At 74.3% G+C, this 21,520-nt stretch carries 18 protein-coding genes and 1 pseudogene; 14 read left to right on the top strand and 5 right to left on the bottom strand.

The window, feature by feature from the left end; all coding sequences use genetic code 11:
• Positions 1–141 precede the first annotated feature (141 nt).
• The 3 genes from RKE29_RS03220 to rpsT all read right to left on the bottom strand — a co-directional run bounded on the left by RKE29_RS03220 (position 142) and on the right by rpsT (position 2,545).
• Positions 142–702 (bottom strand): hypothetical protein, encoded by a 561-nt coding sequence (locus RKE29_RS03220; RefSeq protein ID WP_312003463.1) that lies wholly within the window; start codon positions 700–702, stop codon positions 142–144.
• 255 nt (positions 703–957) lie between these two features.
• Positions 958–2,043, bottom strand: coding sequence for a hypothetical protein (locus tag RKE29_RS03215; RefSeq protein WP_312003462.1), 1,086 nt, complete (start codon positions 2,041–2,043; stop codon positions 958–960).
• A gap of 235 nt (positions 2,044–2,278) precedes the next feature.
• A complete protein-coding gene (gene rpsT / locus RKE29_RS03210; protein ID WP_312003461.1) occupies positions 2,279–2,545 on the bottom strand; it encodes a 30S ribosomal protein S20 in 267 nt (88 codons plus the stop codon).
• A gap of 354 nt (positions 2,546–2,899) precedes the next feature.
• Here rpsT and lepA point away from each other — a divergent pair, with 354 nt between their 5' ends.
• The 3 genes and pseudogenes from lepA to hemW all read left to right on the top strand — a co-directional run.
• Positions 2,900–4,774, top strand: coding sequence for a translation elongation factor 4 (lepA, locus tag RKE29_RS03205; protein ID WP_312003460.1), 1,875 nt, complete (start codon positions 2,900–2,902; stop codon positions 4,772–4,774).
• 248 nt (positions 4,775–5,022) lie between these two features.
• The gene (locus RKE29_RS03200) at positions 5,023–6,909 is read left to right on the top strand and encodes a long-chain fatty acid--CoA ligase (protein WP_312003459.1); all 1,887 of its coding nucleotides are present in this window, start codon (positions 5,023–5,025) and stop codon (positions 6,907–6,909) included.
• Positions 6,910–7,090: 181 nt separating this feature from the next.
• A pseudogene (hemW, locus tag RKE29_RS03195) lies at positions 7,091–8,299 on the top strand (radical SAM family heme chaperone HemW); the annotation flags it as partial.
• Between the two features lie 171 nt (positions 8,300–8,470).
• Here hemW and RKE29_RS03190 read toward each other — a convergent pair.
• On the bottom strand, positions 8,471–9,298 hold the full coding sequence (locus RKE29_RS03190) for a DUF3097 domain-containing protein (protein ID WP_312003458.1): 828 nt from the start codon (positions 9,296–9,298) through the stop codon (positions 8,471–8,473).
• Positions 9,299–9,464: 166 nt separating this feature from the next.
• The gene (locus tag RKE29_RS03185; protein ID WP_312003457.1) at positions 9,465–10,199 is read right to left on the bottom strand and encodes an MBL fold metallo-hydrolase; all 735 of its coding nucleotides are present in this window, start codon (positions 10,197–10,199) and stop codon (positions 9,465–9,467) included.
• Positions 10,200–10,550: 351 nt separating this feature from the next.
• Between RKE29_RS03185 and hrcA the strand changes: the two genes are divergently transcribed.
• From hrcA to RKE29_RS03130, 11 genes are all read left to right on the top strand, one after another.
• Positions 10,551–11,567, top strand: coding sequence for a heat-inducible transcriptional repressor HrcA (gene hrcA / locus RKE29_RS03180; RefSeq protein WP_312003456.1), 1,017 nt, complete (start codon positions 10,551–10,553; stop codon positions 11,565–11,567).
• Entirely contained in the window at positions 11,568–12,704 is a 1,137-nt protein-coding gene (dnaJ, locus tag RKE29_RS03175; protein ID WP_312003455.1) for a molecular chaperone DnaJ, read from the top strand.
• 342 nt (positions 12,705–13,046) lie between these two features.
• Positions 13,047–14,102: a nitronate monooxygenase gene (locus tag RKE29_RS03170; RefSeq protein ID WP_369016018.1), complete on the top strand. Its 1,056-nt coding sequence runs from the start codon at positions 13,047–13,049 to the stop codon at positions 14,100–14,102.
• Positions 14,099–14,878 carry a 16S rRNA (uracil(1498)-N(3))-methyltransferase gene (locus RKE29_RS03165; protein WP_312003453.1) on the top strand — a complete coding sequence of 260 codons (780 nt, stop codon included), beginning with the start codon at positions 14,099–14,101 and terminating at the stop codon, positions 14,876–14,878. Before RKE29_RS03170 ends, RKE29_RS03165 begins: the two co-directional genes overlap by 4 nt.
• An 89-nt stretch (positions 14,879–14,967) precedes the next feature.
• A complete protein-coding gene (locus tag RKE29_RS03160) occupies positions 14,968–15,405 on the top strand; it encodes a hypothetical protein (RefSeq protein ID WP_312003452.1) in 438 nt (145 codons plus the stop codon).
• Between the two features lie 82 nt (positions 15,406–15,487).
• Positions 15,488–15,847, top strand: a complete 360-nt coding sequence (locus tag RKE29_RS03155) for a histidine triad nucleotide-binding protein (protein ID WP_312003451.1) — start codon at positions 15,488–15,490, stop codon at positions 15,845–15,847.
• A 71-nt stretch (positions 15,848–15,918) separates the two neighbouring features.
• A complete protein-coding gene (locus RKE29_RS03150) occupies positions 15,919–16,839 on the top strand; it encodes a ribonuclease Z (protein WP_312003450.1) in 921 nt (306 codons plus the stop codon).
• Positions 16,840–17,149: 310 nt separating this feature from the next.
• Positions 17,150–18,271 (top strand): PfkB family carbohydrate kinase, encoded by a 1,122-nt coding sequence (locus tag RKE29_RS03145; protein WP_312003449.1) that lies wholly within the window; start codon positions 17,150–17,152, stop codon positions 18,269–18,271.
• Positions 18,272–18,442: 171 nt separating this feature from the next.
• Positions 18,443–19,465, top strand: a complete 1,023-nt coding sequence (locus RKE29_RS03140; protein WP_312003448.1) for a PhoH family protein — start codon at positions 18,443–18,445, stop codon at positions 19,463–19,465.
• Between the two features lie 187 nt (positions 19,466–19,652).
• On the top strand, positions 19,653–20,150 hold the full coding sequence (gene ybeY / locus RKE29_RS03135) for an rRNA maturation RNase YbeY (protein WP_312003447.1): 498 nt from the start codon (positions 19,653–19,655) through the stop codon (positions 20,148–20,150).
• A gap of 7 nt (positions 20,151–20,157) precedes the next feature.
• Positions 20,158–21,504: a hemolysin family protein gene (locus RKE29_RS03130; RefSeq protein ID WP_312003446.1), complete on the top strand. Its 1,347-nt coding sequence runs from the start codon at positions 20,158–20,160 to the stop codon at positions 21,502–21,504.
• Positions 21,505–21,520 lie beyond the last annotated feature (16 nt).

Here is a 21,520-nt window from a genome sequence, read left to right as displayed (position 1 = left end):
TCGAGGTCAGACCTTAAAGAACAAGCTGAGAAGCTGTGGCACATCCTCACGACCAGCCGCGGCCGGGGCACCAACGTCCCTGCCCATGCGGCCACCACACGGTTGGCGCCCTCGCCCTCGCCCGCGCCCGCAGTCCGATTCCTACGGCAGAGCAGGTTGTCGCTGTGCGCCGGGACACAAGGTGAGGACAGCGAGCGCGTCCTGCGCGGCCATGGGGCCGAAGACCGCGGTCTGCGCTGCTTGTCCAGGGTGGAAGAGCACGTGGTGGGCGGCCAGGTAGGACAGGTCGCCCCAGGCTTCCCGCAGGTGGACACGGCCCAGAAGACGCCCGCAGCGGACGCAGGCGATCCACGGGACGACGAGCAGACCGGCAAGCTCTGGCGCGGAGCTGAGCGAGGCCCCGTCCAGCGGGACGGCGTCTGCCGAGGCGACCAATCGCAGGCTGAGGCGTTCGGAATCAGCAGAGCGGCACTGTGAAATCCGCTCTTCGAGGGCTTCGCGCTGGCCCCACGCCTCGGCAGTGACCGCCAGCTGTGCACGCACGTCCTCGCCGATGGGGATGTCCTGGGCGAGCAGACCAGAGACGACCATGTCGAGGGCAGACTCCTGCTCTCCGATGGAGCAGGCGTCCATGACCTCCTGCGCGTGCGCAGGAGGAAGGAGAGCGGCGAAGGTCCGCCACACGGTTGCTTCGTCCGTCACACAGGAGAGGTTATCCATCCCTCGGAGTGGCCCCGGCAGCGGCCGGTCATGGTGATCCGCTACGAGCGACAAGCCTCTGGCCTGGCCCGCCGCATGGTCGGGCTGCCTCTGGCCTGGCCCGCCGACCGGCCCGGCTGCCGCCCGGTCCGGCTCGCCGCCCGACCCCGGCCGCGCGCGGCGGCAGCCGGGCCGGGTCGGGCCGGGCGGCAACCGGGCCAGGCGCGTCACCGCTGCCGCCGCGCGCTCCGTTCGGCACTAGCCGCGCAGGCGGGCCAGTGTCTCCTTGGCGCTGCGCTTGAGCATCTCGGTCGCCTCGCTGTCGCTCGCGGGGGAACCGGAGGAGCTGGACCTGTACTCCGACCACTGCGTCTCGTACGTCACCCAGCCGTCGCGCACCCCGAGGATGACGTACCGGCTGCTGGAGCTGCTGCTGGACGAGTCCGAGTCCTGCCGGGTCACCACGAACGCCTCGTCGCCCAGGCCGGAGACCTCCTTGACGGTGTAGGAGTAGGTGGAGAACTTCTGGTCCTCGTACGCCCGGTAGCCGGGCTCGAACTCCGGTCCCGGGTCGCTCTCGCGGTGCAGCTCCGCGTGGGTGTTCAGGTAGACGTAGGAGTAGTCGCTGGTAGTGGAGTTGGGCGGGTCGAACTCCACGTTGCACTGCATCACGTCGATGGCCGGGTCCTCGGACCCGCTGTGCGTCGGGTTGGTGTCGGTGCTGCTGTCGGGGGGCTCCGTCTGGTAGCCGACGTTGTGGAAGGCCGTCAGGTCGGTGCGGGAGCACAGGTCGCTCGCATACCGATAGCTGCCCAGTACGGCCTCGGAGTCGTCCCCGCCGAAGCCGCCGGTGGCCACGAGCACGCCCGCCCACACCGCGGACGCGACGACGACCCCGCCCACGGCCCACAGCCAGCCCTTGCCGCCGCCCGGGCCCGTCCCCGCGCCCGGTCCCATGCCGGGCGGCAGGGGAGCCGTCGGGACCGGCGGCGCCGGGTGCCCGTACCCGCCGACGGCCGGCATGGCGGGCATCGTCGGCTGCGCGTACGGATACGGCTGCTGCGGCGGCACCGGAGCGTACGGCACCGGCACCGGCTGCGCGCCCGGCGGGGGCTGCATGCCCGGCGGGGGCGGCGTCCCCAGGCCCGGCTGCGGCTGTGCCCCGAACTGCGGGTCCGCGCCCGGCTGCGGCCCCGGCTGCGGCGGCTGAGCGGCCTGCCCCTGCGGCGGTACCGGCTGCGGCGCGGCAGGCTGCGGCGCGCCCGGCTGGGGCGGGGGCGGCGGGGTCTGCGGCTGCTGCTGCGGCGGCTCGTAAGGGTTGGGTTGTCCCCCCTGTATCGACATGACGTGAACATACCCGATACGCACAGCTCCGAGCCCGCGCTGTCCTGGGAAAAGAGGACACAGGTGGGACACGGTTCGCGCCGCCGCCGCACCCCGCCCCCGCCGCCGGGCGGGAACGCGAGACACCCCCGGGAGGCCCGGGGGTGTCTCGGCGTGTCGTGGCGAACGACGATGCGCCGGGCGGGGCGGATGAGAGGGGCCGCGGTTCCCGCGCCGACGGATGAGTGGGGGCCGGTCAGCCCTGGAGGGCGGCGACCTGGCGGGCCAGTGCGGACTTCTTGTTGGCGGCCTGGTTCTTGTGGATCACGCCCTTGCTGACGGCCTTGTCCAGCTTGCGGGACGCGGCGCGGGCGGCGGCGGTCGCCTGCTCGGAGTCACCGGCGGCCACGGCCTCGCGGGTCCGGCGGATCGCGGTCTTCAGCTCGGACTTGACCGCCTTGTTGCGCAGCCGCGCCTTCTCGTTGGTCTTGTTCCGCTTGATCTGGGACTTGATGTTCGCCACGTAAAAGCCTTCGCGGGATCGTCGGATTCGTGTCTGCTGCCGTGTCCGCCGGGTGTGCGTCCGCCGGGGCGTACACACCGCCACGCCGGAGTGCCGGGACCACCGGACCGGGGTCCGCCGGGTGCGTGCCGCGCTGCGCGCCGCCCGCCGCGTACCGACTCGACACGGGCAGTAGGCCAGGCTACCAGCAGGCCGCGGGGCGTCCCAAAACGGGAAGCGCCCCCCATCCGTGGGACCATGGACCCGACCGCCGGCAGGCGCGGCCCCCGGGCCCGCCGCCGTCGGCCGCCCACCGGGCAACCAGGTGGGAGCCAGCCACCCGTACCCACGAGTCCCCGACCAACAGGACCCCGCGTGCCCGCGACCCCCTCCCATGTGCCGGAGCCAAGCCGCACCGACCCGGCCCTCATCCGCAACTTCTGCATCATCGCGCACATCGACCACGGCAAGTCGACCCTCGCCGACCGGATGCTCCAGCTGACCGGCGTGGTGGACCAGCGGCAGATGCGCGCGCAGTACCTCGACCGCATGGACATCGAGCGCGAGCGCGGCATCACCATCAAATCCCAGGCCGTCCGGCTGCCGTGGGCGCCCGGCAAGGGCGAGGGGGCGGGCACCACCCACATCCTGAACATGATCGACACGCCCGGTCACGTGGACTTCACCTACGAGGTCTCGCGCTCCCTCGCCGCCTGCGAGGGCTGCATCCTGCTGGTCGACGCCGCCCAGGGCATCGAGGCGCAGACGCTGGCCAACCTCTACCTGGCCCTGGAGAACGACCTCACGATCATCCCGGTCCTCAACAAGATCGACCTGCCCGCCGCGCAGCCGGAGAAGTTCGCCGCCGAGCTGGCCCACATCATCGGCTGCGAGCCCTCGGACGTGCTCAAGGTCTCCGCCAAGACCGGCGAGGGCGTGTCCGACCTGCTGGACGAGGTGGTCCGGCTGGTCCCGGCGCCGGTGGGCGTGAAGGACGCCCCCGCCCGCGCGATGATCTTCGACTCGGTGTACGACGCCTACCGGGGCGTGGTGACGTACGTGAAGGTCGTCGATGGCACGCTGCGCAGGCGCGAGCGCATCAAGATGATGTCCACCGGCGCCGCCCACGAGCTGCTGGAGATCGGCGCCAGCTCGCCCGAGATGACCCCCTCCGACGGCCTGTCCGTCGGCGAGGTGGGCTATCTGATCACCGGCGTGAAGGACGTCCGCCAGTCCAAGGTCGGCGACACCATCACCCAGTTCACCGGTTCCGCGCGCGAGCCGCTGGGTGGCTACAAGGACCCCAAGCCCATGGTCTTCTCCGGGCTGTACCCGCTGGACGGCTCGGACTACCCGGAGCTGCGCGACGCCCTGGACAAGCTGCGGCTCAACGACGCCGCGCTGGTCTACGAGCCGGAGACCTCCGCCGCCCTCGGCTTCGGCTTCCGCGTCGGCTTCCTCGGGCTGCTGCACCTGGAGGTGATCCGCGAGCGTCTGGAGCGCGAGTTCGGCCTCGACCTGATCGCCACCGCGCCGAACGTGGTCTACCGCGTGACCATGGAGGACGGCACCGAGCACGAGGTCACCAACCCCAGCGAGTTCCCCTCGGGCAAGATCGCCGCGGTGTACGAGCCGGTGGTACGGGCCACGGTGCTGGCCCCCAGCGAGTTCATCGGCGCGATCATGGAGCTGTGCCAGAACCGGCGCGGCGCGCTGCTCGGCATGGACTACCTCTCCGAGGACCGGGTCGAGCTGCGGTACACCCTGCCGCTGGCCGAGATCGTGTTCGACTTCTTCGACCAGCTCAAGTCCAAGACCCGCGGGTACGCGTCCCTGGACTACGAGCCGACGGGCGAGCAGACCGCCGACCTGGTGAAGGTCGACATCCTGCTGCACGGCGACAAGGTCGACGCCTTCTCCGCCATCGTGCACAAGGACAAGGCGTACAACTACGGCGTGCGCATGGCCTCCCGGCTGCGCGAGCTGATTCCGCGCCAGCAGTTCGAGGTGCCGATCCAGGCGGCCGTCGGCTCGCGCGTCATCGCCCGCGAGACCGTCCGCGCCATCCGCAAGGACGTCCTGGCGAAGTGCTACGGCGGCGACATCTCGCGTAAGCGGAAGCTGCTGGAGAAGCAGAAGGAGGGCAAGAAGCGGATGAAGGTCGTCGGGCGTGTGGAGGTGCCGCAGGAGGCGTTCATCGCGGCCCTGTCCACGGATTCCGAGGGCGGCGAGGGGAAGGCGAAGAAGTAGCACGGAGGGCGGGGAAACGGCCGGACCGGGCGCGGCCGGGCCCCGCCCGGGTCCGGCCGCACCGGGACCCACCCGTCCCGCCCGGCCCCCGCCGTCCCGGCCGTCGTCCGGCGCCCGCCGCGATCGGTGTACGGTGCCGGAATCGGGCGCCCTTGGCCCCTTACGCCGTGAGGTCCAGGCCTTTACCCTGATCACGGCTCGATTGCTACTCGCGAGTCATATGTGCCAGGCGGGCCCCGGAGGAAGCCGTGACCGACACCCAGACCCTGCTAGAGACCCGTCCGCCGTCCCTGGCGACGCTCTTCCTCCGGCGCGTCGAGGAGACGCCGGACACCGAGGCGTACCGCTACCCGGTCCCGCCGGCCTCCGGAGCGGGCCCGGACGACTGGCAGCCCCTGACCTGGCGCGAGTGCGCCGACCGGGTCTTCGCCATCGCGGCCGGGCTGATCTCCCTCGGCGTACGCCCCGAGGAGCGGGTGGCGCTGGCCTCCTCCACCCGCGTCGAGTGGATCCTCGCCGACCTCGGCGTGATGTGCGCGGGCGCGGCGACCACCACCGTCTACCCCAGCACCAACACTGACGAGACCGCCTTCATCCTCTCCGACTCCGGCAGCCGGGTGCTGCTCGCGGAGGACGCCGCGCAGCTCGCCAAGGCCCGCGACAAGCGGGACAAACTGCCCGACCTGGCGCATGTCGTGGTCATCGAGGCCGCCGACGCGGTGCCCGCCGAGGGCGACCCGGAGGGCTGGGTGCTCTCGCTCGCCGAGCTGGAGCGGCGCGGCGGCGCCTACCTGGCCGAGCACCCGGGCGCGGTCCGGGAGCGTGTCGACGCGCTGCGCGCCGACCAGCTCGCCACCCTCATCTACACCTCAGGCACCACCGGGCGCCCCAAGGGCGTGCGGCTGGCCCACGACACGTGGTCCTACATGGCGCGCGCCCTCCAGTCCATCAGCCTGATGGAACCGGACGACATGCAGTACCTGTGGCTGCCGCTCGCCCACGTCTTCGGCAAGGTGCTCACCGCCGGGCAGATCGCCGTCGGGCACGCCACCGCGGTGGACGGCCGCGTCGACAGGATCATCGAAAACCTGCCGGTGGTGCGGCCCACCTACATGTGCGCCGTGCCGCGCATCTTCGAGAAGGTTTACAACGGCGTCGCGCAGAAGGCGCGCGCGGCGGGCGGCAGCAAATACCGCGTGTTCCAGTGGGCCGCCGAGGTGGCCCGCGAGTACGCGCGCGTCACGCAGGACAACTACCGGCGCACCGGCAAGGCGTCCGCGCCGCTGGGCCTGCGCTCCCGGCACGCGCTGGCCGACAAGCTGGTCTACGGCAAGCTGCGCGCCGCGTTCGGCGGCCGGCTGCGCGCCGCGGTGTCCGGCTCGGCCGCGCTCGCGCCCGACATCGGCTACTTCTTCGCGGGCGCCGGCATCAACATCCTGGAGGGCTACGGCCTGACCGAGTCCGCCGCCGCCAGCTTCCTCAACCCCGCCGACTACCGCACCGGCACCGTCGGCAAGGCCCTGCCCGGCCTGGAGGTGCGGTTCGCCGACGACGGGGAGATCCTGCTGCGCGGCCCGGGCATCATGCAGGGCTACCACGAGCTGCCGGAGATGACGGCGGAGGTGCTGGAGTCCGACGGCTGGTTCCACACCGGCGACATCGGCGAACTGTCCCCGGACGGCTACCTGCGCATCACCGACCGCAAGAAGGACCTGATCAAGACGTCCGGCGGCAAGTACGTCGCGCCGGCGGAGGTCGAGGGCCGGTTCAAGGCCGTGTGCCCGTACGTGTCGAACATCCTGGTGCACGGCGCGGGCCGCAACTACTGCACCGCCCTGATCGCCCTGGACGAGCCGGCGGTCCTGGCGTGGGCGGCCGAGCACGGCCTGGCGGACCGGCCGTACGCCGAGGTGGTCGCGAGCGACGAGGTGCGCGAGCTGATCGACGGCTACGTCCAGGAGCTCAACGAGGGCCTGCAACGCTGGCAGACGGTCAAGAAGTTCCGGCTGCTGCCGCGCGACCTGGACGTGGAGCACGGCGAGCTGACCCCCAGCCTGAAGCTGAAGCGGCCGGTGGTCGAGGAGAAGTACGGCGCGCTGCTGGAGGAGATGTACACCGGGACGCGCGAGGACTGACCGGCGCCGGCCGGGCGGTGCGCCCGGCCGGGTCCACGGGCGGCGGCGTACGGGCCGGGAGGCGCGCGGCGCCGCCGCCCGCCCCCGTCGGACACGGCGGCAGGCCTACGGGACCGGGGCCGCCCGCGGCCCCCGGCGCCGGCCGTGCCGGCGGCCCGCGCCGATGGCGGACAATGGGCGCATGCCTTCCGCACTTCCCGACGGCGAGCCCGTGCCCGAGGGCGGCGTGCTGCCCGCCGCCGCGCTCGCCGGCGCCGCGGGCCGGCCGCTCGGCTTCTACCTGCACGTGCCGTACTGCGCCACCCGCTGCGGCTACTGCGACTTCAACACCTACACCGCCGCCGAGCTGCGCGGCCCGGACGGCACGACCGCCTCGCGCGACCGCTACGCCGACACGCTCACCGAGGAGGTCCGGCTCGCGCGCAAGGTGCTGGGCGACGACCCGCGCCCGGTCCAGACCGTGTTCGTCGGCGGCGGCACGCCGACCCTGCTCCCGGCGCGGGACCTGGTGCGGATGCTCGCGGCCGTCCGGGAGGAGTTCGGCCTGGCCGACGGCGCGGAGGTCACCACCGAGGCCAACCCCGAGTCGGTGGACCCGGCCTACCTGGCCGCGCTGCGGGAAGGCGGCTTCACCCGGATCTCCTTCGGCATGCAGAGCGCCCGGCCGCACGTGCTGCGCGTCCTGGAGCGCACCCACACCCCGGGCCGGCCCGAGCAGTGCGTCGCCGAGGCGCGCGCGGCCGGGTTCGAGCACGTCAACCTCGACCTGATCTACGGCACGCCGGGGGAGAGCGACGACGACTGGCGGGCCTCGCTGGAGGCCGCGCTGGGCGCCGGGCCCGACCACGTCTCGGCCTACGCGCTGATCGTGGAGGAGGGCACGCGGCTGGCCCGGCGGGTGCGGCGCGGCGAGCTGCCGACGACCGACGACGACGCGCACGCCGACCGGTACCTGATCGCCGAGCAGACGCTGTCGGCGGCCGGTCTCCAGTGGTACGAGGTGTCCAACTGGGCCGCCTCCGCCGCGGCCCGCTGCCGCCACAACGAGCTGTACTGGCGCGGCGCCGACTGGTGGGGCGCCGGACCCGGCGCGCACAGCCACGTGGGCGGCGTGCGCTGGTGGAACGTGCGCCACCCGGCCGCGTACGCCCGTGCCCTCGCCGCGGGCGCCTCGCCGGGCGCCGGGCGGGAGGTGCTGTCGGACGAGGACCGGCGCGTGGAGCGCGTCCTGCTGGAGCTGCGCCTGGCCGACGGCTGCCCGCTGGAGATCCTGCGCCCGGCCGGGGCCGCCGCGGCGGCGCGTGCGGTGGCCGACGGGCTGCTGGAGCCGGGCCCGTACGCGGCGGGCCGGGCCGTGCTGACGCTGCGCGGGCGGCTGCTGGCGGACGCGNCTGGAGCCGGGCCCGTACGCGGCGGGCCGGGCCGTGCTGACGCTGCGCGGGCGGCTGCTGGCGGACGCGGTGGTCCGCGACCTGGTCGACTGACCGGCGGACGGACCTGGTCGACCGGCGGTCAGCCGACCAGGTCGTCCGGCGCCGCTGCCGCGCCCCGTCGGGTCACCTCAGCCGGCGAGGACGAAGTCGATCAGCTCCTCCACCCGGCCCAGCAGCTCCGGCTCCAGGTCCTTGTACGAGCGGACCGCGCCCAGCACCCGGCGCCACGCCGCCCCGGTGTTCTCCGGCCAGCCCAGCGCCCGGCACACCCCCGTCTTCCAGTCCTGGCCGAGCGGCACGGCCGGCCACGCCTCGATCCCGAGCGACGACGGCTTCACCGCCTGCCACACGTCGACGAAGGGGTGCCCGGTGACCAGCACGTGCTCGCCGGTGACCTGCGCCGCGATGCGGGACTCCTTGGAGCCGGGCACCAGGTGGTCCACGAGCACGCCCAGGCGCGCTCCGGGCCCGGGGGAGAAGGCGTGCACGATCTCGGGCAGGTCGTCCACGCCCTCCAGGTACTCCACGACGACGCCCTCGATGCGCAGGTCGTCTCCCCACACCCGCTCGACCAGCTCCGCGTCGTGGCGGCCCTCCACGTACAGCCGCCCGGCGCGCGCCACCCGCGCGCGGGCGCCCGGGACGGCGATCGAGCCGGACGCCGTACGCCCCGGACCCTGCGGCGCGCCGGGCGCGGCAGGAGGGCGTACGAGCGTGACGACGCGCCCCTCCAGCAGGAAGCCGCGCTCCGTCATGGGAAAGACCCGATGTTTACCGAAACGGTCCTCAAGAGTGACCGTCAGGCCCTGCGCCGACTTCTCCCACCGGATCACGGCGCCGCAGAAGCCGGTCGTGGCCTCCTCCACCACGAGCCCCGGCTCGGCGGGCAGCTCCGGCACCGGCGCGGGCCGCTTCCACGGCGGGGTCAGGTCCGGGTCGTACTGTCGGCTCCGCATCCGCCCGACGATAGCGGCCCCACGGCGCCCGGACCCGGCCGGGCCTCGGCCCCGCCCCACCGTCCCCGGACCTTTCACCCCCGGACCTGTCACCGCGCCTCACAGCGACCTCAGCCGTACGTCAGCCGCGCCTCAGCCGTACGGTCCGCCGCTCCTCGTAGCGGCCTCAGCCGCGCCCGCCGAAGCGGGCCGCCAGAGCGTCGCGCTGCGTCCGGACGAAGTCCGCGTCCACGGCCGAGCCGTGCCCGGGCACGTACACCGCGTCCTCGCCGCCCAGGGCCAGCAGCCGGTCCAGGGCGGCGGGCCACCGGTCGGGCAGCGCGTCGGGCCCCGCCTGCGGCGGCCCGGACTCCTCCACCAGGTCGCCGCAGAACACCACCCGGGGCCGGCCGGGTACCACCACGGCCAGGTCGTGAGCGGTGTGGCCGGGGCCCACGTCCGCCAGCAGCACGCTCCGGCCGCCCAGGTCCACGGCCAGCTCCCCGGTCACCGGACGCGGCGGGTGGACCAGCAGGTCGGCGGCCTCGGCCGCGGCGGCCGGGTCGGCGCCGTACCGCACGGCGTCCGCGCCCACCGCCTCCCGCCCCTCGCACAGCGGCCCGGCCAGCCCCGCCGCCCCGTACACCGCGCAGCCCGCGAAGGCGCCCGTGCCCAGGACGTGGTCGAAGTGGGCGTGGGTGAGCGCGACGTGCGTGGGCCGGCGGCCCAGGAGCCGGGTGACCCGGCGGCGGATCCACGCCCCCTCACGCAGCGAGGAGCCGGTGTCCACCACGAGGACGCCCGCCGCGCCCGCGACCGCCCCGGCCGTCGCGTCCCAGCCCGGCAGGCGCCACCGCACCACCCCGGGCGCCAGGCGCTCCGCCTCGGATTCCGTTCCCGGCTCTTCCCGACAGGTCTCCATGCGCCGACGCTAAACCCGTGGCGGCGAAGCGCGCCGCGGAAGGCGGTGGGCGAAGACCGCGGCGGAAGGCGGTGGGCGAAGCGCGCCGCGGAAGGCGGTGGGCGAAGACCGCGGCGGAAGGCGGTGGGCGAAGCGCGCCGCGGAAGGCGGTGGGCCAAGACCGCGGCGGAAGGCGGTGGGGCATCCGGTCTTGCCCACGCCACGGCACACGGCCGTACACTGGCTGGAGGATTTCTGGCACTCGGGCCGGGTGAGTGCCAGGAAGGCGCCCGGGGGAGGGCCCGGGGAAGGGCCCGCCACCGGCGATCCGCGGGAGGGACCCGGTGGACCGGCAGGACTGGAGGTGTGCAGGTGCTCAGTGAACGCAGGCTGGAAGTGCTGCGCGCCATCGTCCAGGACTACGTCGGCACGGAGGAGCCGGTCGGGTCCAAGGCGCTCACCGAGCGGCACCGGCTCGGCGTCTCGCCGGCCACGGTGCGCAACGACATGGCCGTGCTGGAGGAGGAGGGCTACATCGCCCAGCCGCACACCAGCGCCGGCCGCATCCCCACGGACAAGGGCTACCGCCTCTTCGTCGACAAGCTCGCGGACGTCAAGCCGCTGTCCTCGCCCGAGCGCCGCGCCATCCAGAACTTCCTCGACGGCGCGGTCGACCTGGACGACGTGGTGGCCCGCACGGTCCGGCTGCTGGCGCAGCTGACCCGGCAGGTCGCCGTGGTGCAGTACCCGTCGCTGACCCGCTCGACGGTCCGGCACGTGGAGTTGCTGTCGATGGCGTCGGCCCGGATCATGCTGGTGGTCATCACCGATACCGGGCGGGTCGAGCAGCGTATGGTGGACTGCCCCGGGCCGGTCGGCGACGAGGCTTTGGCGGACCTGCGGGCCCGGTTGAACAGCCGGGTGGTGGGCCGGAGGTTCTCGGACGTGCCGCGGCTGGTGCAGGACCTGCCGGAGTCGTTCGAGCAGGAGGAGCGGGGCGCGGTCGTGGCCGTGCTGGCCACGCTGCTGGAGTGCCTGGTCGAGGAGACCGAGGAGCGGCTGCTGATCGGCGGCACCGCCAACCTCACGCGCTTCGCGCACGACTTCCCGCTGACGATCCGGCCGGTGCTGGAGGCTCTGGAGGAGCACGTGGTGCTCCTGAAGCTGCTCGGCGAGGCCAAGGATTCCGGGATGACGGTCCGTATCGGCCACGAGAACGCGCACGAGGGGCTGACCTCCACCTCGGTCGTCTCGGTGGGCTACGGTTCGGGCGACGAGGCGGTCGCCAAGCTCGGTGTGGTCGGACCAACCCGCATGGACTACCCCGGAACGATGGGAGCGGTACGGGCAGTGGCACGTTACGTCGGACAGATCCTGGCGGAGTCTTAAGTGGCGACGGACTACTACGCGGTTCTCGGTGTGCGGCGCGATGCCTCGCAGGACGAGATCAAGAAGGCGTTTCGCCGGCTCGCGCGCGAGCTGCACCCGGACGTGAATCCGGACCCGAAGACCCAGGAGCGGTTCAAGGAGATCAACGCCGCTTACGAGGTGCTGTCGGACCCGCAGAAGAAGCAGGTCTACGACCTCGGCGGCGACCCGCTGTCGGCCAACGGCGGCGGTGGCGGGGCCGGCGGCTTCGGCGCGGGCTTCGGCAACTTCTCCGACATCATGGACGCCTTCTTCGGCGGCGCGGCGCAGCGCGGCCCGCGCTCGCGCACCCGGCGCGGCCAGGACGCCATGATCCGTATCGACATCGAGCTGGAGGAGGCCGCCTTCGGCACCACCAAGGACCTCCAGGTGGACACCGCCGTGGTGTGCACGACCTGCCGCGGCGAGGGCGCGGCGCCCGGCACGTCCGCGCAGACCTGCGACATGTGCCGCGGCCGCGGTGAGGTCTCCCAGGTCACCCGGTCCTTCCTGGGCCAGGTCATGACCTCGCGGCCGTGCCCGCAGTGCCACGGCTTCGGCACCGTGGTGCCCAGCCCCTGCCCGGAGTGCGCGGGTGACGGGCGGGTCCGCTCGCGCCGCACGCTGACCGTGAAGATCCCGGCCGGTGTGGACAACGGCACCCGCATCCAGCTGGCCGGCGAGGGCGAGGTCGGCCCCGGCGGCGGCCCGGCCGGCGACCTGTACGTGGAGATCCACGAGGTGCCGCACCCGGTCTTCCAGCGCCGCGGCGACGACCTGCACTGCACGGTCACCATCCCCATGACGGCCGCCGCCCTGGGCACGAAGGTGCCGCTGGAGACGCTGGACGGCCTGGAGGAGGTCGACATCCGGCCCGGCACCCAGTCCGGCCAGTCGATCCCGCTGCACCAGCGCGGCGTCACCCACCTGCGCGGCGGCGGCCGGGGCGACCTGGTGGTGCACGTGGAGGTGCAGACGCCGGCCAAGCTCGACCCGGAGCAGGAGGAGCTGCTGCGGCGGCTGGCCAAGCTGCGCGGCGAGGAGCGGCCCATGGGCGAGTTCAAGCCGGGCCAGCAGGGCCTGTTCTCCCGGCTGAAGGACGCGTTCAACGGCAGGTGACGGCAGACGTGCGCCGGGCGCGGGCCGCTGGGCGCGCGCCGGGTCGCGCGCCGTCCGGCGGACGTGGCCGACCGTGCGCCGCCCGTACGGCACGGGACCGCACCCTGCGGCGTACGCCGAGCCGTACGTCCGGACGCCGCGCGAACCCGGACCCGGCCCTCCCGCGCCGTACGCCCGGGCCGCGCGCCCTGGGCCGTACCGCCGTGCCGTACGTCCCCTCGCCGGGCGGATTCCGGGCCGTGACACGATGGGCGCATGTGCTCCGCACCGACCGCGGCCACGCCGCCGACCCCGTTCACGTCCCTGGCCGCCGGTCTGCGCCACCCGATCGTGCAGGCTCCGATGGCCGGGGGAGCCTCCGGCCCGCCGCTGGCCGCCGCCGTCTCCGGCGCGGGCGGGCTCGGCTTCCTCGCCGCGGGGTACAAGGCGCCGGAGGCGGTGCGCGCGGAGATCGCGGCGGTGCGCGAGCGGACGTCCCGGCCCTTCGGCGTGAACCTCTTCATGCCCCACCCGATCGCCGCCGACCCGTCGGCCGTGAAGGTCTACGCGGAACGGCTCGCGGCCGAGGCCGACCGCTACGGCGTGCCGCTCGGCGACCCGGACGGGCCCGCCGACGACGCCTACGACGCCAAGATCGCGCTGCTCCTCGCGGACCCCGTGCCGGTCGTCTCCTTCACCTTCGGCTGCCCGGACCCCGCCGTCCTGGCGGACTTCGCCTGCGCGGGCACGGCCACCGTCGTCACCGTCACCTCCGCCGACGAGGCGCGGGCCGCCGAGGAGGCGGGCGCCGACGCCGTGTGCGCGCAGGGCGTGGAGGCCGGCGGCCACCAGGGCACGCACCGCGACGACCCGCTCGCCGACGGCACGGGCCGCGGGCTGCTGACGCTGCTGGCCGAGGTCCGCGAGGCCGTGCGGCTGCCGGTCGTCGCGGCGGGCGGGCTGATGCGCGGCGCTCAGATCGCCGCCGTGCTGGCCGCGGGCGCGGCGGCCGCCCAGCTCGGGACCGCCTTCCTGGCCTGCCCCGAGTCGGCGGCGAGCGAGCCGCACAAACGGGCGCTGACCGACCCGGCCTTCACCCGCACCGAGCTGACCCGCGCCTTCTCCGGCCGCCCGGCCCGCGGGCTGGTCAACCGCTTCGTACGCGCGTACGGCCCGTACGCTCCCGCCGCCTACCCCCAGGTGCACCACCTCACCGCTGGACTGCGCCGCGCGGCGGCCTCGGCGGGCGACCCGCAGGCCGTCGCGCTGTGGGCGGGCCAGGGCCACCGGCTGGCGCGCCCGCTGCCCGCCGCCGAACTGGTCGGCGTGCTCGCGGCCGAGCTGGCCGCGGCCCGGGCCGCACAGGCCGCACAGGACGCGCGGCGCGCGCAGGACGTACCGGGCGGGGCCGCCTCGTGACCGCTCCCGTGTTCGTGGCCGCCTCGCTGGCCAGCGCCGCCGTCGGCGACCGGGTCACGCTCGACGGGCCGGAGGGGCGGCACGCGGTGGCCGTGCGCCGGCTGCGGGTCGGCGAGCAGATCGTGCTGACGGACGGCGCGGGCACCGGCGCGTACGGCACGGTGGCCGCCGTGGCCGCCCCGGACCGGCTCGACGTGGACGTCGCCGAGGTCCGCACCGAGGACCCGCCGAAGCCGCGCCTGACCGTCGTGCAGGCGCTGCCGAAGGGCGAGCGGGGCGAGCTGGCCGTGGAGGCCATGACGGAGACCGGGGTCGACGCGATCGTGCCGTGGACCGCCGCCCGCTGCGTCACCCAGTGGCGCGCCGAGCGCGGGCGGAAGTCCCTGGCCAAGTGGCGTGCGACCGCGCGGGAGGCGGGCAAGCAGTCCCGCCGCCTGACCTTTCCGGAGGTGGCCGACCCGATGACCACGGCGCAGGTGGCCGGCCTGCTCGCGGCGGCGGGTTTCGCGGCGGTCCTGCACGAGGACGCGACCGTGCCGCTGGCGACGGCGCCGCTGCCGTGGCCGGGCGGCGCGGGCGAGCCGCACGCGCGGGCAGCCGGCGACGGCGCGGTGCTGGTGATCGGGCCGGAGGGCGGCGTGGCCCCGGAGGAGCTGGCGGCCTTCGCCGAGGCGGGCGCGCGCCCGTACCGGCTGGGCCGCAGCGTGCTGCGCACCTCCACGGCCGGGACCGCGGCGGCCGCGCTGCTGCTGGGCCGCACCGGCCGCTGGAGCTGACCGCGCCGGGCCGCCCCGGTGCGCGGCCGCCCGCGTGGCGGTCTTCCCGTCCGCGTGGCCAGATGGGACGCTGATCGTCTATGGGGGCAATGAAACGAGTACGGCGGGTAGGGCACGGGCGGCTTCTGCTCGCGGCGGTCGCGGCCGCCGCCGCGGCGGTCGCGCTGACGGGCTGCGATCCGGACGAGAGCGGTCTCGGTCCGGCCAGTGTGGCCTTCACCACCGACAAGCTCAGTACGCGCGCGCTGGAGCGCGGCGGCCTGAGCGTGCGGTGGCTGACGTGCACCGGGGATCCGAAGGAGGAGCGGGTGGCGGGCTCGTCCGCCTCGCGCAGTCCCGACGTGTCCATCGACTGCCGGGGCCGGACCGACGACGACCGGAAGATCCGGATCACCGGCGTGGTGCGGTACGCCGAGGAGAGCCGGTGCGTACGCGGCGAACTGACCGCCGCCGTGGACGGCCACCGGGTGTTCCGGACGCGGGCCATCGGCAAGTGCGACAGCGGAGGCGGCCGGTCCGCCCGGTAGCATCCGGTCCGTACGCGCGGCGCGGGGCATCCGGGCCGGGCCGTACGCGCCGTGAAGCGCCGCCGAGCGAAGGAGCCTGCCCGTGGCGGGAGAACCACAGGCCGACTGCCTGTTCTGCAAGATCGTGTCCGGGGACGTGCCCGCGACCGTCGTGCGCGAGACCGGGACGACCGTCGCCTTCCGCGACATCAACCCCCAGGCGCCCACGCACGTCCTGGTGATCCCGAAGGTCCACTACCCGGACGCCGCCACGCTGGCCGCGGCCCAGCCCGGCGTCGCCGCGGACATACTGCGGGAGGCCGGGGCGGTGGCCGCCGACGAGAAGGTGGACGGGACGGGCTTCCGCATCGTGTTCAACACCGGCACCGGCGCGGGCCAGACCGTCTTCCACGCGCACGCGCACGTCCTCGGCGGCCGCGGCCTGGAGTGGCCGCCCGGATAGCCGCGGCGGGCACCGGCGCGCGGCCCGGCCCGGGGCGCGGCCCCGTACTCCCCCACGCACGAAAGGCCCCCGTGTCGGCGCGAGAACTGGTCGTCCTGGGCACCGCGAGCCAGGTGCCGACCCGGCACCGCAACCACAACGGCTACCTGCTGCGGTGGGACGGCGAGGGCATCCTCTTCGACCCCGGCGAGGGCACCCAGCGCCAGATGCTGCTCGCCGGGGTCAGCGCCCACGACGTCGACCGGATCTGCGTCACGCACTTCCACGGGGACCACTCGTTGGGCCTGGCCGGGGTGATCCAGCGCGTCAACCTCGACCGCGTGCCGCACCCGGTCACCGCGCACTACCCGGCGAGCGGGCAGCACTTCTTCGACCGGATGCGGTACGCGACCGCCTACCGCGAGACGGTGCGGCTGGCCGAGCGGCCCGCCACCGGGGACGGCTGCGTGCTGGCCGACTCCGGCGCGTACACCCTCCAGGCGCGCCGGCTGTCCCACCCCGTGGAGTCCTACGGCTACCGCCTCACCGAGCCGGACGGACGGCGCATGGTGCCCGGCCGGCTGGCCGCGCGCGGCATCCGCGGACCCGCGGTCGGGCGCCTCCAGCGCGAGGGCGTGCTGGAGACCGACGGGCGGCGGGTCACCCTTGAGGAGGTCAGCGAGGTGCGGCGCGGCCAGCGCTTCGCCTTCGTCATGGACACCCGGATGTGCGAGGGCGCACTGGAGCTGGCGGAGGGCTGCGACCTGCTGGTCATCGAGGCCACGTTCCTGGACGAGGACGCGGGGCTGGCCGAGGAGTACGGGCACCTGACGGCCGGGCAGGCGGGTCTGGTCGCGGCCCGCGCGGGCGTGCGGCACCTGGTGCTGACCCACTTCTCCCAGCGGTACACCGACCCGGACGCCTTCGCGCGCCAGGCCCGGGCGGCGGGCTACGGCGGCGGGCTGTCCGTGGCGCGCGACCTGGACCGGATTCCGGTGCCCGCGCGCGTCTGAGGCGCGTCCGGTGCCCGCGCGCGTCTGAGGCGGCGGCAGGCCCTGCCGGGGCCCGCCCGCACGGCCGCCGTACGGACGCGGGGAAACGCCCGGCGGACCGTCCGTACGCGCGTGCCGCCGCCCGCCCGCGTGTATGGACCCGCCGCCCGCCCCGGCGCCGCCGCCCCCGGCCCGCGCGTACGGACGACGGCGCGGCGTTGTCAGCGGCATCGTGCACACTGGCCCCATCCACCACCTGGCCGCGCCGGGCCGTATCCCCGGCACAGCCCGTTCCCCCACCCCCGCACCCCCTACCGTCCTGGAGCCCACGGTGACGACGACGCACGACGGCGAACAGCCGGCGGCCCGCGGTGGCGGCGCGCTGCTCGACCCGCTCGCGGCCGTGCGCGGACCGGACGACCCGCCCTGGGACGTCTACCTCACCGGCACGGTCTTCCTCGACATCATCTTCACCGGCCTGGACGCCGCGCCCGTGCGCGGCACCGAGACCTGGGCGCGGGGCATGGGGTCGAGCCCCGGCGGCGTCGCCAACATGGCCACCGCGCTCGCCCGCCTCGGCCTGCGCACCTCGCTGGCCGCCGCCTTCGGCGACGACATGTACGGCGACTACTGCCGCGAGGCTCTGGAGCGCGGCGAGGGCATCGACCTGTCGCTGTCCCGCACGATCCCCGGCTGGCACTCCCCGGTGACCGTCTCCATGGCCTACGAGGGCGAGCGCACGATGGTCTCGCACGGCCACGAGGCCCCGCCGCCCGAGGAGCCCGCCCCGGACTGCCCGCCTCCCGCGCGGGCCGCCATCACCTCACTGGTGCCCGGCGCCCGCGAGGAGTGGGTGGCGCAGGCCGCCCGCCGCGGCAGCCGGGTCTTCGCCGACGTGGGCTGGGACGACTCGGGCCGCTGGGACCCGGCCGACCTGGCCGGCCTGGAGTACTGCGAGGCCTTCCTGCCGAACGCGGCCGAGGCCATGCGCTACACCCGCACCGACTGCCCGCTCGCCGCCGCCCACGCGCTGGCCGACCGGGTGCCGCTGGCCGTCGTCACGCTGGGCGCCGAGGGGGCGTACGCGGTCGACGGGCGCACCGGCGAGACCGCGCAGGTGCCCGCGATCGCCGTGGAGGCGCTGGACCCCACCGGCGCCGGGGACGTGTTCGTGGCGGGCTTCGTCACCGGCACGCTCGCGGGCTGGCCGCTCGCGGACCGGCTCGCCTTCGCGGGCCTGACCGCGGCGCTGTCCGTGCAGGAGTTCGGCGGCTCGCTGTCCGCGCCCGGGTGGGTGGAGATCGCGGCCTGGTGGAGCCACGTGACGTCCTACGACGACCAGGACCCGGCCGCCCTGCGCCGGTACGCCTTCCTGGACGGCGTCCTGCCGGGGACCGCGCGCCCCTCGCCGCTGCGCCGGGCGGTGCCGACCATCGGGTTCCGGCACGGGTAGCGGCGGGGTGGCGCTACGGCGGATCCGGCCGGGTTCCGGGAGGTCGGGCGGGTCCGGGGGTGGTAAACCACTCGGGCCTTGTCAGTGCCCCGTCGTACGCTGGTACGCAGAGGTTGTCGAGCGGCGAGAACCAGACCTTGAGGAGGTGGGAGGAGGCCACAGAGCCGGCCCATGACGCAATCAACCACAGCACGGCAGGCCCCAGCACAGCAGGCGAGCGCGCGGTTCACCGTCCCGGCCAAACACCCGATGGTGATGGTCCTGGGCTCCGGTGACGTCCTTCTGCGGGTGATAGAGCGGGCGTTTCCGGCCACCGACATTCACGTGCGGGGCAACGAGATCAGCGCGACCGGCGACCCGGGCGAGGTCGCCCTGGTGCAGCGCCTGTTCGACGAGATGATGCTGGTGCTGCGCACCGGTCAACCGATGACGGAGGACGCGGTGGAGCGCTCGATCGCCATGCTGCGCTCGGCGGAGGACGGCGAGAGCGGCGGCGCCGACCCGACCCCGGCCCAGGTGCTCACGCAGAACATCCTCTCCAACCGCGGCCGCACCATCCGCCCCAAGACGCTGAACCAGAAGCGCTATGTCGACGCCATCGACAAGCACACGATCGTCTTCGGCATCGGCCCGGCGGGCACCGGCAAGACGTACCTGGCCATGGCCAAGGCCGTGCAGGCCCTCCAGTCCAAGCAGGTCAACCGGATCATCCTGACCCGGCCCGCGGTGGAGGCGGGGGAGCGGCTCGGCTTCCTGCCCGGCACGCTCTACGAGAAGATCGACCCGTACCTGCGCCCGCTGTACGACGCGCTGCACGACATGCTCGACCCCGACTCCATCCCCCGTCTGATGGCGGCCGGGACGATCGAGGTCGCGCCGCTGGCGTACATGCGCGGCCGCACGCTGAACGACGCCTTCATCATCCTCGACGAGGCGCAGAACACGAACGCCGAGCAGATGAAGATGTTCCTCACCCGGCTCGGCTTCGACTCCAAGATCGTCATTACGGGCGACGTGACGCAGATAGACCTGCCCAACGGCACCCGCAGCGGCCTGCGTGAGGTCCAGAAGATCCTGGACGGAGTGGCGGACGTGCACTTCTCCCAGCTCACCAGCACCGACGTGGTCCGGCACAAGCTGGTCGGCCGCATCGTGGACGCGTACGAGCGGTACGACAGCCGAAACGGACTGTGACCCGGCCGAGCCGCGCGCGGCGCCTCCGGCCGTCGGCGACCCCGGGCGGCTCCGGGCACCCTGAGCCGCCCGGGCCCGCCTGAGACACCGCAGACCACCCCCAGACCACCCGACCAGTCAGACCAGTCAGACCAGCCAGACCGGTCGGACCACCGAGACAACCCGAGAGAAGAAGATCCAAGGCTCCATGGCGATCGACGTCAACAACGAATCCGGCACGGAGTTCGACGAGCGGGCGATCCTGGACGTCGCCCGCTACGCCCTGGCCCGGATGCGCATCCACCCGCTCTCCGAGCTGTCGCTGATCGCCGTCGACGCCGACGCCATGGAGCAGCTGCACCTCCAGTGGATGGACCTGCCCGGCCCCACCGACGTGATGTCCTTCCCCATGGACGAGCTGCGCCCGCCCGCCAAGGACGACGACGAGCCGCCGCAGGGCCTGCTGGGCGACATCGTGCTGTGCCCCGAGGTGGCCAGGAAGCAGAGCCAGGAGGCGCCCACCGGGCACACGATGGACGAGGAGCTCCAGCTGCTGACCGTCCACGGCGTGCTGCACCTGCTCGGCTACGACCACGAGGAGCCGGACGAGCGGGCGGAGATGTTCGGCCTCCAAGCGGCGATCATCGACGGCTGGCGCGCCGAGCAGGGCCTCACCGGCCCGTCCCCGGCCCCCACCACCCGGTGACCGGCCGATGAGCGCTCAGGCGATCACCGCGGCCGTCCTGCTGGTCGTCGTCGCCTGGCTGGCCGCCTGCGCCGAGGCGGGCCTGGCCCGTACCACCCGGTTCCGCGCCGAGGAGGCCGTCCGCTCCGGGCGGCGGGGGGCCAAGCGGCTGATGGCCGTCGCCGAGGACCCCACCCGCTACCTCAACCTCGCCCTGCTGCTGCGCGTCGCCTGCGAGGTGGCGGCCGGCGCCGTCGTCACCTACGCGTGCGTGCGCGCCTTCGAGGACACCGGGCAGGCGCTGGCCGTCGCCATCGGCGTCATGGTGCTGGTGTCCTACGTGGCCATCGGCGTCTCGCCGCGCACCATCGGCCGCCAGCACCCGCTGGGCACGGCCACCGCCGCGGCGTACGTGCTGCTGCCGCTCGCCCGGGTCCTGGGGCCCGTGCCCCGCCTGCTGATCCTCCTGGGCAACGCCCTCACCCCGGGCAAGGGCTTCCGGCAGGGCCCGTTCGCGTCCGAGGCCGAGCTGCGCGCGATGGTCGACCTCGCCGAGCAGGAGTCGCTGATCGAGGCCGAGGAGCGCCGCATGGTGCACTCCGTCTTCCAACTCGGCGACACGCTCGTACGGGAGGTGATGGTGCCGCGCACCGACCTCGTCGTCATCGAGCGCTACAAGACCATCCGCCAGGCCCTCAGCCTCGCGCTGCGCTCCGGCTTCTCCCGCATCCCGGTGACCGGCGAGAGCGAGGACGACGTCGTCGGCATCGTCTACGTGAAGGACCTGGCCCGCAAGACGCACATCAACCGGGACGCCGAGTCCGACCTGGTGTCCACCGCGATGCGGCCCGCGGTCTTCGTCCCCGACACCAAGAACGCGGGCGACCTGCTGCGCGAGATGCAGAAGGCGCGCAACCACGTCGCCGTCGTCGTGGACGAGTACGGCGGCACGGCCGGCATCGTCACCATTGAGGACATCCTGGAGGAGATCGTCGGCGAGATCACCGACGAGTACGACCGCGAGCTGCCGCCCGTGACGGACCTGGGCGACGGCTCCTACCGGGTCACCGCCCGACTGGGGCTCGGCGACCTCGGCGAGCTGTTCGGCACCGACCTGGCGGACGAGGACGTGGAGACGGTCGGCGGGCTGCTGGCCAAGGCCCTGGGCCGGGTGCCCATCCCGGGCGCGACGGCCGAGGTGCCCGTGCCCGCGGAGGCGGCCGGGGCCGCGCCCGCCGTGCCCGGCCCGACCGCGCTGCGCCTGACCGCCGAGTCGCCCGCGGGCCGCCGCAACCGCATCGTGACCGTGCTGGTCGAACCGGTGGCGGCCGCGCAGGCGACGGCCGACGGCGTACCGGGCGGCGACGCGGCGTAGCCCGGCGCTGGGGCGG

Source organism: Streptomyces sp. B1866 (assembly GCF_031932565.1).
GTDB lineage: Bacteria > Actinomycetota > Actinomycetes > Streptomycetales > Streptomycetaceae > Streptomyces.
The sequence above is the reverse complement of the archived record's forward strand: the minus strand, read 5'-3'. Positions and strand labels throughout refer to the sequence as shown.

What these genes read in the sequence shown, in the direction of transcription:
- RKE29_RS03215 (WP_312003462.1), bottom strand. Translation starts at nt 2,043, where the DNA reads ATGTCGATACAGGGGGGACAACCCAACCCTTACGAGCCGCCGCAGCAG.
- RKE29_RS03190 (WP_312003458.1), bottom strand. Translation starts at nt 9,298, where the DNA reads ATGCGGAGCCGACAGTACGACCCGGACCTGACCCCGCCGTGGAAGCGG.
- RKE29_RS03185 (WP_312003457.1), bottom strand. Translation starts at nt 10,199, where the DNA reads ATGGAGACCTGTCGGGAAGAGCCGGGAACGGAATCCGAGGCGGAGCGC.
- RKE29_RS03170 (WP_369016018.1), top strand. Translation starts at nt 13,047, where the DNA reads ATGGCCGGGGGAGCCTCCGGCCCGCCGCTGGCCGCCGCCGTCTCCGGC.
- RKE29_RS03160 (WP_312003452.1), top strand. Translation starts at nt 14,968, where the DNA reads ATGAAACGAGTACGGCGGGTAGGGCACGGGCGGCTTCTGCTCGCGGCG.
- RKE29_RS03140 (WP_312003448.1), top strand. Translation starts at nt 18,443, where the DNA reads ATGACGCAATCAACCACAGCACGGCAGGCCCCAGCACAGCAGGCGAGC.
- ybeY (WP_312003447.1), top strand. Translation starts at nt 19,653, where the DNA reads ATGGCGATCGACGTCAACAACGAATCCGGCACGGAGTTCGACGAGCGG.
- RKE29_RS03130 (WP_312003446.1), top strand. Translation starts at nt 20,158, where the DNA reads ATGAGCGCTCAGGCGATCACCGCGGCCGTCCTGCTGGTCGTCGTCGCC.